Raw genomic sequence first — 15140 nt, 5'->3', positions numbered from 1 at the left:
GTTTGACTTGCTCATGTTTTAAAAATAAGAATTAACTTACTGGCATGTATTTTGTTCAGTTTTCAAAGATCAATTTTTTCGCCATTTCTTTAACAGCGACTTTTTTAATATACCACATTATTTCTTTCTTGTCAAAGCTTTTTTAAAACTTTTTTTGAGATATTAGTGCGTCGCCGTTGTTCATTGTCATCAGCGACGCTTACTAATATAACAAGTTTTTTAAAAACCGTCAACACTTTTTTCGAAAAAACTTTTATTCATTCGTTACACGGTAATATCTATGGTAAATGCCCTGCCCTTTCGTTTGCACTTGTTGCTCTTCAACAAAGGACTTACCAACCAAGTATTCCAGTAAAACACTAAGATCTACTGCGTAATAATTGATCTCCGGGTGATTTAAAAGCTCTTGGAATGACCACGCTTCTTTTTCTTTTAGAATAGAAAGTAAGTGAGCTGCCCCATTTTCTGTTCTTGAATGAATTAAAAAATCAATAGCAATGAACAAAAGCTCTAAGCGCTTCTCCAGCTCTTCGTCGCTCGTTAACAATTCTTCATACAACTTATAGATTTCCGGCTCCATCTGCTTCACCTGCAGCCAGACCGTTACTTCAGGATAAAATCCATTTTCAATTACAGCAAGACGGGCAAGATGATGAAGGGAATGCATGACATGATTATAGGCATCTAAGTAATGACCATTCTTAAAAAAGTCCCTTCCATACGTCCATCTTCTAATTAATTTAGAAAACTCTATCGCCATTTTTATTTTTCGGCCAAAGAAAGAAAACTCTCTCATTTCCTGTTTCATATGAAAGACATACTCATTTCGATCAAACAAAACTTTGCCATGATAGAGCCACTCAATAAACTTTCTGTTGTTGCCGAGAAGCAGCCATTCTTCCAGCTGTGCTTCTGTAACCGTATAAAGTGCTGCCTTTTTATCTCCATATATATAATGCTTTATGAAAACAGGCGATTCTGCTTCTTTTACTATAATAAGTAGAATGACGTCAAAACTCTCAGTAAAGGATGCTTCGTTTTCTTTCTTTTCTATTACAATAACACCCATGGTATTCTGTTGACTTGTCCGTTCCTGATAAAGCGGACGAAGGATATCATCCATAGTAATCCCTCCAAACGCGGGTTTCTTCTATTTCCATTCATTTCGACAAATTAAGAAAGAATCCTTTAAAACTTTTAAATTTGGAATATTCCTGTGCTTTTTCACTTACAAACTATGATATAGTTTATTGTTAGGAGGTTAAAGAATATGGCCAGAAATTATTCAAGTAAAATTAACCGGATTCGCACATTCGCTCTTAGCTTAATCTTTATCGGCATTGTTATTATGTATGCAGGAATCTTCTTTAGACAATCTCCTTTTTGGATGACACTGTTTATGCTAATTGGCTTACTGTCGATTATTGCCAGTACGGTCGTTTACTTTTGGATTGGCATGTTATCCACTAAAGCAGTACAGGTTGTCTGTCCTAGCTGTGAAAAACCAACAAAAATGCTTGGCCGTGTAGACATGTGCATGCATTGTAAAGAGCCTCTTACACTCGATCAAAGTCTGGAAGGCAAAGAATTTGATGAAGGCTATAATCGCAAAAAGAAATAAAAAGAATTGTTCGTTTAACGAACAATTCTTTTTTAATGAACTTCTTTACTTGTTGTACATTCCGGACACGTGCCATACACTTCCATCCGATGATGACTAACTTTAAACCCTGTTACATGCGATGCAAGCTGTTCTACTTCATCCAGGCCGGGGTAGTGGAAATCAACAATCTTTCCGCACTCTTCGCAAATAACGTGATAGTGATCTGTTGTAACGAAATCAAATCGGCTGGATGCATCTCCATACGTAAGTTCTTTTACAAGACCGACTTCACGAAATACCCGCAGATTGTTGTAAACTGTTGCCACGCTCATATTAGGAAATTTCCCTTCAAGCGCTTTGTATATATCGTCTGCTGTTGGGTGGGTCATAGATTGAATTAAAAACTCAAGTATCGCATGACGCTGAGGAGTAATCCGAACGCCAGTTGCTTTTAACGTATCCAACGCTTCCTGTAGATGATTATGCTCATGAGACACCGTCATGCACCTCTTTTCTTTCTAAAAGGTATTATTATATTATAATCTTTATAATTAGTGTACTAATTCTTTCTATACTTTGTCAATAAAAAAGAAACCTTTACAGGACAATCAGCTATAAAGGTTCTTGATTTTTCTTACTTATTAATATCCCTTTTTCAAGTTCACTTTATTCTCATAATCAGACCCGTTTTCTTTATATATTTCCAGATTATGCATAAATATTTCCAACGCTCGCGGTACATACTCGCTTGTTACGCTTGAAATATGAGGAGTAATTGTTACTCTTTCCTCATTCCAAAGTGGATGCTTCTCTGGCAGAGGCTCTTCTGTAAACACATCCAGATAAGCATGAGCAATCTCTTTATTTTGCAGCGCATTCATTAAAACCTCATCTTCAAGCAGATCGCCACGGCCAACATTAATGAAAACAGCCGTTTCTTTCATCGCTTTAAAATGCTTTTCCTTAAGCAAATGCTTTGTTTCATCTGTACTTGGCAAAACAGACACAATAAAGTCCGCTTCCGGAAGAAGCATAGATAATTTGTCCATTGTATAGATTTCGTCAAAACAGTCACTCTGATGCCCGCTGCGATTGACTCCAATCGTGCCCATTCGAAAGGCCTTGGCGAGCCGGGCAATCTCCGTTCCAATGGCTCCTGTACCTAACACAAGCAAATGCTTGCCTGCTAATTCTCCAATTTCCAATCTCTTGTTCCATATCTTTTTCTTCTGCAGATCGAGCAATTCTGGAAAGCGTTTTACATGGTTAAGCATATAGCCCATTGTAAATTCAGCCATCGGAATTTTATGTATGCCCTTGGCGTTAGTTACTAAAATGCCTCTTTTTTCAATTGCTTTGAAAGGCATTTTTTCCATGCCTGCAGACGCTACCATAATCCATTGTAAGTTCGTGCAGCTATTGATATGATATTCCGTTAAGTCTTCACCGAATGTAACAATTACTTCAGCTTCCGACAAATTTTCTGCTTCATCTATCGATTTATAATAACTAAACTCTTCCTCAGGGAATGCCATGCTTAGTTTTCCTTGCCACGCCCGTGGAGGCCGAAAAGTAAATATAATCTTCATTTCTCTCCTCCTTATTTCTTTAGGATAATTGTTCTTTAATAAACTGAAGCGCTTCCTCTACATGCCCCGCTACCTTTACTTTTCTCCATTCCTTAACTAACTTTCCTTCTGAATCGATCACAAAAGTAGAACGCTCAATCCCCATGTACTCTTTGCCGAAGTTCTTCTTTAGCTTCCAAACATCATATAATTCGCATACTTCATGATTTTCATCTGCAAGTAGTAAAAACGGCAGGTCGTACTTGTCAATAAATTTCTCATGACGAGCAACAGGGTCTGTGCTCACTCCCAAAATCACTGTTTCTAGATCACTAAACTGGTCATGCTTATCACGAAAATCACAAGCTTGTGTCGTGCACCCTGGAGTCATGTCTTTTGGATAAAAATAAAGAACAACATTTTTGCCCCTGTAATCAGATAAACCCACTTTTTCTCCATTGTTTGCTATTAATTTAAAATCCGGGGCTACTTCTCCTATCTTTGCTACCATTTTTCTCTCTCCTTTGCTTTAAATAAGATAAATAACCAGATTCATTCGTCTGAATTATCTTATTACTAGCGTAGCGGATGGGAAAAAATATGGCAAATAATAATTAGTTATTGTCTTTTTCCAGCATAGTGCGCACTACAAAAGCTGTAGGGATTGTGTAGCCTATCCATGCTTCAATAAGAGCGACCCATCGGCCTGCCCCCTCAGGCACGATATCACCGTAACCCACCGAAAAAAGTGTGATGCCACTAAAGTAGAGTGAACTAAAGAATTTATCCCAAAAATTAACAGCACCCGCTTCCTCTCCCGTCCAAACAGCTTGTCCATTAAGCTGCAATAATGTATAGATTAAAGCAAAGCCGATCATAAGTGTTAAATACAAGCAGCCAAAATATAAGAAGTAATGAAAGGATAAGTAACGATTCTGAGGCTGTCCCGGAGCAAACATGCCTTTTATACTCATTGTTAAACAAAAAACTACTGCGCTAAAAATTGCAGGAGTCATGCTTCCGCCTCCCATTGCTGCTCACTTTTCTCTTATATATATGCTGGCTATAATCTGTTTATGATTGACGGACTTCCGTTGCTTAAACGGCAAGGCAAGTCTAAAATGAATATGTATCTATCACCAAGGAGGCCTATACATGCAACACACTAATTCTGAGCAGCTTCATCAAGAAGCACTAAAACATATTGTGGGAGGAGTAAATAGCCCTTCACGTTCTTACAAAGCCGTTGGCGGGGGCTCGCCTGTAGCTATGGAGAGAGGAAAAGGAGCCTATTTCTGGGATGTAGATGGCAATCAGTACATTGATTATCTTGCTGCCTATGGCCCGATTATTACTGGGCACGCACACCCGCATATTACGGAGGCAATTAAAGAAGCAGCTGAAAAAGGCGTGCTGTATGGTACACCAACACCGTATGAAGTCACCTTTGCAAAAATGTTGAAAGAAGCTATTCCAAGCATGGATAAGGTTCGATTTGTCAACAGCGGGACAGAGGCTGTGATGACAACAATCCGTGTAGCTCGCGCTTATACAGGACGCGACAAGATTATTAAATTTGCCGGCTGTTATCATGGACATTCTGATTTAGTTTTGGTAGCAGCAGGATCAGGACCTTCTACGTTAGGAACGCCCGATTCTGCGGGGGTACCAAAAAGTATTGCTCAAGAGGTTATTACGGTTCCATTTAACGAAACAGAGCCATTGAAAGAAGCATTAGAAAAATGGGGCGAAGAGATTGCTGCGGTTCTTATTGAACCAATCGTCGGTAATTTTGGTATTGTCGAACCGAAACCAGGCTTTTTGGAAGAAGTCAAAAAACTGACACACGAAGCCGGCGCATTGCTCATTTTTGATGAGGTCATCACTGGCTTCCGTTTCATGTATGGAGGAGCACAGGATCTATTAGGCATTACGCCTGATTTAACAGCCATGGGAAAAATTATTGGTGGCGGTCTACCAATCGGCGCCTACGGCGGCCGCAAAGAGATCATGGAGGAAGTAGCTCCGCTTGGTCCGGCTTATCAGGCAGGAACCATGGCTGGCAACCCGGCCTCTATGCTTGCTGGTATCGCTTGCCTTGAAGTGCTTCAAAAAGAAGGAGTATACGAGGAATTGGATCGCCTCGGTGCTATTCTTGAAGAAGGCATTTTAGCATCAGCCCAAAAATATAATACCCCTATCACAATTAATCGTTTAAAAGGTGCTTTAACCATTTACTTTACAAACGAGAAGGTTGTGAACTATGAACAAGCAGAGGCAACAGACGGAGAAATGTTTGGTCGCTTCTTCAAATTAATGATTTCTCAAGGAATTCATCTTGCCCCATCCAAGTACGAAGCATGGTTCTTAACAACTGAGCATACAGATGAAGATGTTGAGAAAACATTGCAGGCAGTAGATTTTGCTTTTTCTCAATTGCGTTAAGTGATATAATCTTCACCTAATACACTTACACTGAGAAAGGAATCATTTTATTTATGAAGCTGGGTGCACGAATTTTTAAAACGGGAATCGCTATTGTCTTAGCTTTATTCGTTTCCACGCTATTAGGCCTGCCTTCCCCGGTTTTTGCAGGCATCGCAGCAGTGTTCGCTATTCAGCCTACTATTTATCGTTCTTATTTAACTTTAATTCAACAAGTACAGGCAAACATTATAGGAGCAGCAATTGGCATCTCATTTGTGCTTTTATTCGGAAATCACATTGTATTTGTAGGGCTGGCAGCTATCGTCGCCTTAATTATCATGGTGAAGCTGCATTTAGAAAAATCCATTGGTCTTGCATTAGTTACATTGATGGTTATCATGGAGTTACAGAATGAACATTTTATTCAATTCTCCTTGATCCGCTTTATCACTATTATGATTGGGGTACTATCAGCCTCAGCTGTGAACTTAGTCTTTCTGCCTCCACAATATGAAACAAAGCTGTTCGGGCAAATTAATCAGGTAACTGAGGACACATTAAAATGGATTCGTCTAAGTTTGCGAACCGGAACGGACTATCACGTTTTAAAAAAGGACATCAGCAAGATTCGCGAGCGGCTCATAACAGTTGATAATCTTTATTTAATGTATAAAGAAGACCGCGGAACACTGAAACGAAATCTCACTTCTAAAAAACGAAAAATGGTTCTATACCGTAAGATGATCTTAGCCACTCGCAGAAGCTACGATATACTGCGAAGGATGAATCAATTTGAAAACGACATCTCTCTTCTAACGCCGGAATTACAAAAGACCCTTGTTGATTATCTTGATTCATTGATGAGCTATCATGAACATTTGCTTTTACGCTTTATTGGCAAAATAAAAACAACGGTTGAGATAGAGGACGTTTTTGAAATGGGCGTAGATCGGGAACAGTTTATGTCTTTGTTTACTGCTGAAATCAAGTCGAGCACTTCCGATGAAGATGATTTTTCTGTCCACCTGCTCCATCTCCTTTCCTCTGTTCTGGAATATGGGGAAAACTTGGAGCACCTTGATCAGCTCATTACAAGCTTTTCAAAATTTCATCCTGATGACCAACTTCCTGAGTTTGAAGAAGGTGAATAAAACCAGCTGCCAATGGCAGCTGGTTTTATTCATTAGTTTTTCATCCGGGGATCAAGTGCATCACGTAGCCCATCCCCCATTAAATTGAAGCCAAGCACCGTTAGCATAATCGCAATACCTGGGAAAAACACAGTCCATGGTGCCTGCATAATAAAATCTTTTGAATCCGCAAGCATTTTTCCCCACTCGGGTGTTGGTGGCTGGGCACCCATGCCGAGAAATCCGAGAGCCGCCGCTTCAATAATTGCTGTAGCAATAGCTAATGTTCCTTGGACAATAATGGGCGCCATACTATTTGGCAAAACATGATGAAGTAAAATTCGGCTGTCTTTCATCCCAATGGCTTTAGCCGCTGTAATATATTCTTCTTCCTTGACGGTTAGCACTTTGGCTCGGACAAGCCGCCCGAATGTTGGCACATTAATAATAGCAATGGCAATCAAAGCATTTTGCAAAGACGGTCCTAGCATAGCCACAACAGCAATGGCCAGCAGAATACTTGGGAACGCAAGCAAAATATCAAACAGACGGGAGATAATTGTATCCACCCATCTACCATAATAACCGGCAATAATACCAAGGCTTGAGCCTACAATAACTGAACCAGCTACTGAGACAAACCCTACCCACAAAGAAATACGAGCTCCGTAAACGACTCGGCTAAAAATATCACGGCCAAATTCATCTGTTCCAAACCAGTGCTTGGAAGAGGGCGGCAAGTGCTTGTTGGCCAGCACGGTTTCCTTAAAGCCATAAGGAGCAATTAAATCAGCAAAGATGGCTAGCAATATAAAGAAAGAAACAAGGCCGGCACCAAACAGGGCAGCTTTATTTTTTCGAAACCTCCGCCAAACATCGACCCACGGTGAAACTGTTTTTTCTTCCTGGTTTATCTTCATGTCAGGTCCGGACGGAGGCAGCTGAGTCTGTTCTGCAATTTCTGTCATGTAGGCATCCCCCTTTAACGGTATTTAATCCGCGGATCAATTGCGGCATATAAGAGATCAACAATCAAATTAATACAAACAAAAATGGCAGCAACGACTAAAATACCAGATTGAATGACAGGATAGTCACGGAATTGAATGGCACCATAAATATAGTTACCAATGCCTGGCCATCCAAAGATTGTCTCTGTCAATATCGCGCCGCCTAGCAGCAAACCAGTCTGCAGTCCGATAATGGTTAAGATAGGAATAAATGCGTTTCTTAAAGAATGTTTATACACTACTTTAAGCATGCTCATCCCTTTCGCTCTCGCAGTCCGAATGTAGTCAGAACGCATAACTTCAAGCATACTTGAACGAGTGATTCTAGCAATAATAGCCATCGGAATCGTTGCAAGGGCTATGCCCGGCAAGATCAAATGCTTAATGACTTCAACAAATTGGTCGAAACGTCCTTGTAAGAGGGTATCTAGCAAATATAGATGAGTAATAGGCGTTATAGGATCACGAATATTATCCCGTCCGGTTGTTGGTAGCCAATCAAGCTTGATAGAAAAAACATATTGCTCCATCAATCCAAGCCAGAAGATCGGCATAGACACGCCAATCAGGGCGAATATCATTAACAAATAATCAAACCAGGAATTTTGAAACCAAGCGGAGATAATACCAGCATTAACACCTACCACCACGGCAACAATCATAGCGAATAAAGCAAGCTCAATGGTGGCCGCCAAATAAGGCCAAATTTCTTCACTGATTGGGCTTCTCGTTCTAAATGATTCTCCCAGATCACCGGTGAACAGGTTTTTTAAATAATCGATAAATTGAATGTATAATGGCCGATCAAGCCCCATTTCTTTTGTAAGAGCAGCTACCGCTTCCGGTGACGCTTGCTGACCGAGCAAAATTTGTGCTGGACTGCCGGGGATCGCATGGATAAGCGAAAAGACAATTAAAGTCATCCCTAATAAAACCGGAATTAGCATGGATAGGCGCCGAATTGTATAAGCAAACATGTGCTCACCTGCTTTCAGTAATTAATTCCATTCTGGCTTATCGAAAAATAGAGGAGGAGCTTTCCCGCTCCTCCTCCCATTCTTATTTAATCGATACATCCCCCATTGGCTGTGAACCAGTTGGATGTGGGAAGAAGCCTTCAATCGTACTTTTTCCTGCCAGCAACGGAGTAGAATGGGCCAGCGGTACCCATGGGGCATCCGTATGAATGATCTCTTGTGCTTTTTTATACAATTCTGCACGCTTCGCTTCATCTGTTTCTGCTTGTGCTTCCAACAGAAGCTTATGAACATCTTCATTAGCGTAGCGAGAGTAGTTATTCGATCCAATCGCATCTTTATCAAGAAGTGTGTACAAGAAGTTATCGGCATCACCGTTATCTCCTGTCCAGCCGAGCATGAATAGAGGAGCCTCTCCCGCCTGTACTTTTTCGAGATAAGTCGCCCATTCCATTGTTACGATATTAGCTTTCACGCCGATCTTTTCAAAATCAGCCTGCAGTGCTTCTGCCACTTTTTGTCCATTCGGCATATATGGACGCGGCACTGGCATTGCCCATAAATCTACTTTGAATCCATCTTTGTATCCAGCTTCAACTAGTAGTTTCTTGGCTTTATCAAGATCGAAATCATAATCTTTTATTTCATCGTTATAACCGTTAAGAGTTGGCGGCATTGGGTTCTTAGCAGGTTCTGCTGTTCCCTCGTAGAAATTTTTGATTAAAGCTTCTTTATTTACTGCGTAGCTGAGTGCCTGACGCACTTTCGGATTGTTAAAAGGCTCTTTTTCTACGTTAAAGCCCAGGTACCCTACGTTTAAAGAAGGTCTCTCAAATAATTGAAGGTTTTTATCACTTTTTACCTTTTCAGCATCGCTTGGATTTAAGCCATCGATTAAGTCTACTTCTCCTTTAACCAATGCATTTAAGCGGGCAGAGTTGTCTTCAATTACTTTGAAAATTAACTTATCGACTTTAGGCTCTCCCTTTTTGTGATAATCCTCATTTTTTACAAGAGTGATCGTATCATTGCGTTTCCAGCTCTCAAATTTAAACGGACCTGTACCCACTGGATTTTCGCCATATTTATCCCCGTACTTTTCAATAGCTGTCGGGCTGGCAATAGCAAATGGTGACATTGCTAGGTTTTTCAAGAATGGCGCTTGTGGCTTGTTAAGCGTAAAGATAACTTTATTATCTCCTTCAGCCTTCACCTCCTTAATGATGGCTGTGTCACTGCCTTTAAAGCCGCCAAATTGAGAAGCAAAGTAGGCAAATTTCGCCTCATCATTGCTCGTCAGCCATCTTTCCACATTTTTCACAACGGCATCCGCATTAAAATCCGTGCCGTCTTGAAACTTGATTCCCTCTTCCAGTTCAAACGTATACGTTAAACCGTCTTCAGATATTTTCCAGTCCTTAGCAAGTCCCGGAACGATATCTGTCGTTTCTTTATCAAAGTTTACAAGCGTTTCATATACCTGCTCTGCAATGATCAACGATTCCCCATCGGTAACAATAGCCGGGTCAAGTGAGACAGCATCTCCGCCGCGTCCATAAATTAATGTTCCGCCGCCTGCTCCCTCTCCTCCTTTGCTTTTGCCTCCATCGGAAGAATTTGACGAGCATCCGATTAATGCCATAGAAAGCACTAACAGGAGTGATAACATCCCCAAAAGCCTTTTCTTCATGTTTCTTCCCCCTTATGTCTCTAAATTTATAATTACAACTGTCTCAGTCATATAAATGACAAGCAGTGTAATGACCTGGTTCCACTTCTTTAAAATCAGGCCGTACTGAGGCGCATGCCTCCATTACTTTTGGACAGCGCAAATGGAATGGACAGCCAGCCGGTGGATTGGCCGGACTTGGCACATCTCCTTTAAGGACAATTCTTTCTTTTTTATAAGCAACATCAGGAACCGGTACAGCAGACAACAACGCTTGAGTATAAGGGTGTTTTGGTGAATCATATAGTGCTTCACTGTCTGCCAGCTCCATCATCTGACCTAGATACATGACCCCTACACGATCACTTATATGACGCACGACGCCCAGATCATGGGCAATAAATAAATAAGTAAGTCCAAATTCCTTTTGTAGATCCTGCAGCAAATTTAACACTTGCGCCTGGATAGATACGTCAAGAGCAGATACCGGTTCGTCAGCAACAATTAGCTTGGGATGAACAGCAAGCGCTCTGGCAATGCCGATACGCTGTCGCTGTCCACCTGAAAATTGGTGAGGATAGCGCTTCGCATGCCAGCTGCTTAACCCTACTGTTTCCAATAGCTCCCGAACACGTTTTTTACGCTCTTCTTTGTTCTTCACCCCATGCACAATGAGCGGTTCCTCAAGAATCTTTTCGACTGTATGGCGCGGATTCAGTGAAGCGAATGGGTCCTGAAATACCATTTGAATTTCTTTGCGCATCTTTCGCATTTCTTCTTTCGATAGCTTTGTTAAATCCCGCCCCTCAAATTCGATCTTCCCTTCTGTGGGATCAAGCAGGCGGAGAAGCATGCGGCCAGTTGTGGACTTGCCACATCCACTCTCCCCCACCAGCCCTAGCGTTTCACCTTTATTAATATAAAAAGAAATGTCATCCACAGCTTTTACTTCTCCGACTTTACGCCCAAGCAAGCCGCCGTGAATGGGGAAAAACTTCTTCAAGTTGTCCACTTTTAATAAAGTTTCTGTCATACAATGTACTCCTTTTCCTCTTCATACAACCAGCAACAGACTTTTTGGCCGTTTGGTAGCGCTTTCAATTCTGGCGTTTCCTTTAAGCACTTTTCATGGGCTTGGCTACATCGCGGAGCAAATTGGCAGCCGATCTTTAAACTGCCTGGCTTCGGCACATTTCCCGGTATAGAGAACAATCGCCGTTTTTTCTTGCGCATATCAGGAACTGACTGGAGCAAACCGATGGTGTAAGGGTGAGACGGATTTTTAAAAATTGATTCGACCGGCCCTTCTTCCACAATCCTGCCTGCATACATAACGATAACCCGCTGACAAATTTCAGCAACGACTCCTAAATCATGTGTAATCATAATAATTGCAGTATCTGTCTCTTCGTTTAATTTTTTCATCAATTCCAGAATCTGAGCTTGAATGGTTACATCAAGGGCGGTTGTTGGCTCATCCGCAATCAATATTTGCGGATTGCAAATCATTGCCATGGCAATCATCACACGCTGTCTCATCCCTCCTGATAATTGATGGGGATATTCATTAATCAATTCATCAGCACGAGGAAGTCCAACCTTTTTCAGCATAGCAATCGATTGCTGAATCGCCTCTTTTTTGGATAACTTTTTATTGTGGAGCCGCAGCGCTTCTGTTAATTGACTCCCAATTGTAAATAACGGATTTAAGCTAGTCATCGGCTCTTGAAAGATCATAGCAATGTCATTGCCACGTACTTGACGCATTCTTTTTTCAGAAGCTTGCGTTAAATTTTCCCCTCTGTATAAAATTTCTCCCTCTACTTTGCTTGTTAGAGCAGGAACAAGACCCATAATGGATAAAGAGGTGACGCTTTTTCCGCACCCTGATTCACCGACTATGCCGAGAACTTCTCCAGCGTTTACATGAAAATCCACTTCATTCACAACTGTTAATGGCCCGTCATCAGTGAAGAAGGAGGTTTTTAAATTTTTTACATCTAGCACAGGAGTAGTCACAACTTATCCCCCTTTTATCTATGAAATGTTTTTACAAAATTATTACTCTTTTTATAAATTTAAGAATATTGTAACAACTATTTTTTTGAAAGTCTATCCATATTTTGAAAATATATTATTTAGATATAAAAAAAAGCCTGAAGGGTTCCCCCTTCAGACCTAGACTAATTATCCAGCTGTTGCACTTGAAAAAGGCGGTGATATCCTCCTTTTTTTCTCATTAATTCGTCATGAGAGCCGCTTTCTACAATTTGGCCATGTTCGATTAACACGATGCGGTCGGCATGAGTAATCGTCGACAAGCGGTGAGCAACGATAAAGGTCGTCCGATCTTTTGCCAGCTTTTCCATTGCTCCTTGGATTAAATGCTCACTTTCTAGATCTAATGCTGAAGTGGCCTCATCTAATATAAGGATTGGCGGGTTCTTTAGAAACACCCGCGCAATAGCCACTCTCTGTTTCTGCCCTCCAGAGAGCTTCACTCCTCTTTCCCCTACCTTTGTATCATATCCTTGCGGCAGATTGACGATAAAATCATGGGCATTCGCTGCTTTAGCCGCTGCTATTATTTCTTCTTCTGTAGCATCGGGTTTCCCCAGCAAAATATTTGTTTTCACTGACTCACTGAATAAGATATTATCTTGCAGTACCATTCCTATATGGTCTCTTAAATCACGCACTTTAAAATCACGGATATCTGTTCCATCCAATGAAATCCGCCCGGATGTCACATCGTAAAAGCGGGGAATTAAACTAACGAGCGAAGATTTCCCGCCACCGCTCATGCCGACAAGAGCAATGGTTTCCCCAGCTTTCACATCTAATTGGATATTATGCAGAACTTCTTCCTCGTCTTTATCATAGGCAAAATGAACATTTTCAAAAACGATGTGTCCTTTTACATCGCCTACATCTCTGGCATCTTCTCTGTCAGTAATATCGTATTTCTCATCGAGCAGTTCAAATACGCGGTCCATTGAAGCAATCGCCTGCGTCATCGTCGTAGACGAATTAACAAGCCGACGCAGCGGATTATACAAGCGGTCAACGTAAGCGATAAATGCCGCCATGGTTCCGACCGTTAATTCACCGTGGATCACTTGATATCCAGCGTAGCCAACAACGAGAAGCGGTGCAATATCGGTAATGGTATTCACAACCGCAAATGCTTTTGCATTCCAGCGCGTATGATCCAGCGCTTTTGTTAAAAAGTTTTTGTTTTGCACTTCAAACTGAGTTTGCTCATAATCCTCAATTGCAAAACTTTTGATCACGGACATCCCCTGTACTCGTTCATGTAAATAACTCTGCACTTCAGCTAATGCTTGAGAACGTGTTCTCGTCAGCTTGCGCAGGTTTCCAAAAAAATAACGGACAGATAGGCCATAGAATGGAAAAACAATGAGCGAGACGATTGTTAATTTTACATCCATTGTCAGCATGATGATCACAGCTATTAAAATCGTTGCTCCATCCAGCCAAACGTTCATTAATCCGGTGATGACGAAATTTTTGGTTTGTTCTACATCATTGATAACCCTTGAAATGACTTCTCCAGCCCGCGTATTGGCATAATACTTGAAGCTGAGCTTTTGAATGTGTGAAAATAAACGGTCACGAATATCATAAAGGATTTTACTGCCTGTCCATTGGGCAAAATATTGCCGATAATATTCGATCGGCGGGCGTAACACCACAAATAAAATAAGCATGCTGCCCAAGACAACCAGCAGTTGGTGCTGTTTCTCTGCTGTTGACATCGCTCCGTTGCCCACAATGTCATCAATTACATACTTGATAAGCACCGGAATTAATAAGGGAATCCCAAACTTTATAATACCGATCAGCAAAGTACCTATAATTTGCCAGAAGTACGGCCTTACAAATTGCATGTAGCGTTTAATTGCATCCAATCCTGTTCCCCCTCTAATCAAAATAAGAAAAAACCTGTTGAAAACTCAACAGGCGCCGTCTCTTTTTATTGAGATATCAGCCTCGGTGCGTCAAATACTTTCCGTACCACTTATCGATAAAATTTGGTGAAAACGGACCTTGACGCTGACGGATCAATTGAATCAAGTGATCAACATTGCGCCTCAAAATTTTATCAATTACTTCCGGGTAATTCATTCTTCTGCTGTGCTGTTCGTACTCATCCTCATCCAGCAAAATATATGACATATCCGGAAATACTTTTACATCGAGATCATAGTCAATATATTTGAGCGCTTCCCGATCGTATACGAATGGAGAGCTAATATTGCAATAATAATAGATGCCGTCCGTTCTCAACATACCAATGACATTAAACCATTGCCTGGCATGGAAATAACAGATAGCAGGTTCCCTCGTAATCCAAGTCCGTCCATCTGACTCTGTGACAACCGTATGATCATTGCCGCCAATCACAAGATTATTCGTTGCTTTTAAGACTATGGTCTCTTCCCAAATACGATGAATATGCCCGTCATGTTTATAACTGTGGATTTGGATGGATTCACCTTCTGTGGGAATCGCCATGATTTTCCCCTACCTTCATTCCAAGCTGTTTGCCTTTAATTTTTCCTTTGTGTGAACAAATAAACGTTTATATTCCACTATTATAACGATTTCAATAGGAAATTGAAACAAAAGAGGCAGAAGAATGAGAAAAAGGGCTATCAACCGCTTTGAAGGTTGACAGCCCTTTTCTTTGTGTTGGTGATTCTTATTGATTTCTCGGTGCTTGGTTTTTACG

Annotated in this window: 16 protein-coding genes; 3 read left to right on the top strand and 13 right to left on the bottom strand. The window is 41.0% G+C overall.

Annotated features, from left to right (window positions below; genetic code table 11):
• Positions 1-253 precede the first annotated feature (253 nt).
• Positions 254-1123, bottom strand: a complete 870-nt coding sequence (locus tag ACH0BF_RS11500) for a nucleotidyltransferase-like protein (protein WP_406909409.1) — start codon at positions 1121-1123, stop codon at positions 254-256.
• A 147-nt stretch (positions 1124-1270) separates the two neighbouring features.
• On the opposite strand from ACH0BF_RS11500, the gene ACH0BF_RS11495 reads away from it, so the two are divergent.
• Positions 1271-1621: a YgzB family protein gene (locus ACH0BF_RS11495; protein ID WP_340856144.1), complete on the top strand. Its 351-nt coding sequence runs from the start codon at positions 1271-1273 to the stop codon at positions 1619-1621.
• Positions 1622-1653: 32 nt separating this feature from the next.
• Here the strand turns inward: ACH0BF_RS11495 and perR are convergent, their stop codons facing one another.
• From perR to ACH0BF_RS11475, 4 genes are all read right to left on the bottom strand, one after another.
• A complete protein-coding gene (gene perR / locus ACH0BF_RS11490; protein ID WP_120036390.1) occupies positions 1654-2106 on the bottom strand; it encodes a peroxide-responsive transcriptional repressor PerR in 453 nt (150 codons plus the stop codon).
• A gap of 138 nt (positions 2107-2244) precedes the next feature.
• The gene (locus ACH0BF_RS11485) at positions 2245-3192 is read right to left on the bottom strand and encodes a D-2-hydroxyacid dehydrogenase (RefSeq protein ID WP_120036389.1); all 948 of its coding nucleotides are present in this window, start codon (positions 3190-3192) and stop codon (positions 2245-2247) included.
• A 19-nt stretch (positions 3193-3211) separates the two neighbouring features.
• The gene (bcp, locus tag ACH0BF_RS11480) at positions 3212-3682 is read right to left on the bottom strand and encodes a thioredoxin-dependent thiol peroxidase (RefSeq protein WP_120036388.1); all 471 of its coding nucleotides are present in this window, start codon (positions 3680-3682) and stop codon (positions 3212-3214) included.
• A gap of 103 nt (positions 3683-3785) precedes the next feature.
• Positions 3786-4187 carry a potassium channel family protein gene (locus ACH0BF_RS11475; RefSeq protein ID WP_120036387.1) on the bottom strand — a complete coding sequence of 134 codons (402 nt, stop codon included), beginning with the start codon at positions 4185-4187 and terminating at the stop codon, positions 3786-3788.
• A gap of 139 nt (positions 4188-4326) precedes the next feature.
• Between ACH0BF_RS11475 and ACH0BF_RS11470 the strand changes: the two genes are divergently transcribed.
• Positions 4327-5616: a glutamate-1-semialdehyde 2,1-aminomutase gene (locus ACH0BF_RS11470; protein ID WP_406909408.1), complete on the top strand. Its 1290-nt coding sequence runs from the start codon at positions 4327-4329 to the stop codon at positions 5614-5616.
• A gap of 53 nt (positions 5617-5669) precedes the next feature.
• Positions 5670-6749, top strand: a complete 1080-nt coding sequence (locus tag ACH0BF_RS11465; protein WP_120036385.1) for an FUSC family protein — start codon at positions 5670-5672, stop codon at positions 6747-6749.
• A gap of 32 nt (positions 6750-6781) precedes the next feature.
• Here the strand turns inward: ACH0BF_RS11465 and ACH0BF_RS11460 are convergent, their stop codons facing one another.
• The 8 genes from ACH0BF_RS11460 to ACH0BF_RS11425 all read right to left on the bottom strand — a co-directional run.
• Positions 6782-7696, bottom strand: a complete 915-nt coding sequence (locus tag ACH0BF_RS11460; protein WP_406909407.1) for an ABC transporter permease — start codon at positions 7694-7696, stop codon at positions 6782-6784.
• Between the two features lie 14 nt (positions 7697-7710).
• Positions 7711-8715, bottom strand: a complete 1005-nt coding sequence (locus ACH0BF_RS11455; RefSeq protein WP_340856150.1) for an ABC transporter permease — start codon at positions 8713-8715, stop codon at positions 7711-7713.
• Between the two features lie 82 nt (positions 8716-8797).
• Positions 8798-10405, bottom strand: coding sequence for an ABC transporter substrate-binding protein (locus ACH0BF_RS11450; protein WP_120036382.1), 1608 nt, complete (start codon positions 10403-10405; stop codon positions 8798-8800).
• A gap of 43 nt (positions 10406-10448) precedes the next feature.
• Complete coding sequence (locus ACH0BF_RS11445) at positions 10449-11417, bottom strand: ABC transporter ATP-binding protein (protein WP_120036381.1); 969 nt, start codon at positions 11415-11417, stop codon at positions 10449-10451.
• A complete protein-coding gene (locus ACH0BF_RS11440; RefSeq protein ID WP_340856151.1) occupies positions 11414-12403 on the bottom strand; it encodes an ABC transporter ATP-binding protein in 990 nt (329 codons plus the stop codon). Before ACH0BF_RS11440 ends, ACH0BF_RS11445 begins: the two co-directional genes overlap by 4 nt.
• A gap of 164 nt (positions 12404-12567) precedes the next feature.
• Positions 12568-14316 carry an ABC transporter ATP-binding protein gene (locus ACH0BF_RS11435; RefSeq protein WP_120036380.1) on the bottom strand — a complete coding sequence of 583 codons (1749 nt, stop codon included), beginning with the start codon at positions 14314-14316 and terminating at the stop codon, positions 12568-12570.
• A 76-nt stretch (positions 14317-14392) separates the two neighbouring features.
• Complete coding sequence (gene ntdP, locus ACH0BF_RS11430) at positions 14393-14923, bottom strand: nucleoside tri-diphosphate phosphatase (RefSeq protein ID WP_120036379.1); 531 nt, start codon at positions 14921-14923, stop codon at positions 14393-14395.
• Positions 14924-14938: 15 nt separating this feature from the next.
• A partial coding sequence (locus ACH0BF_RS11425) for a hypothetical protein (protein ID WP_406909406.1) occupies positions 14939-15140 on the bottom strand: 202 nt, incomplete at its 5' end.

This window comes from Pseudobacillus sp. 179-B 2D1 NHS (assembly GCF_045370945.1).
Classification (GTDB): Bacteria; Bacillota; Bacilli; order Bacillales; family Domibacillaceae; genus Pseudobacillus.
Note: the sequence above shows the minus strand (reverse complement) of the source record. Positions and strands in the feature narration are given on the sequence as shown.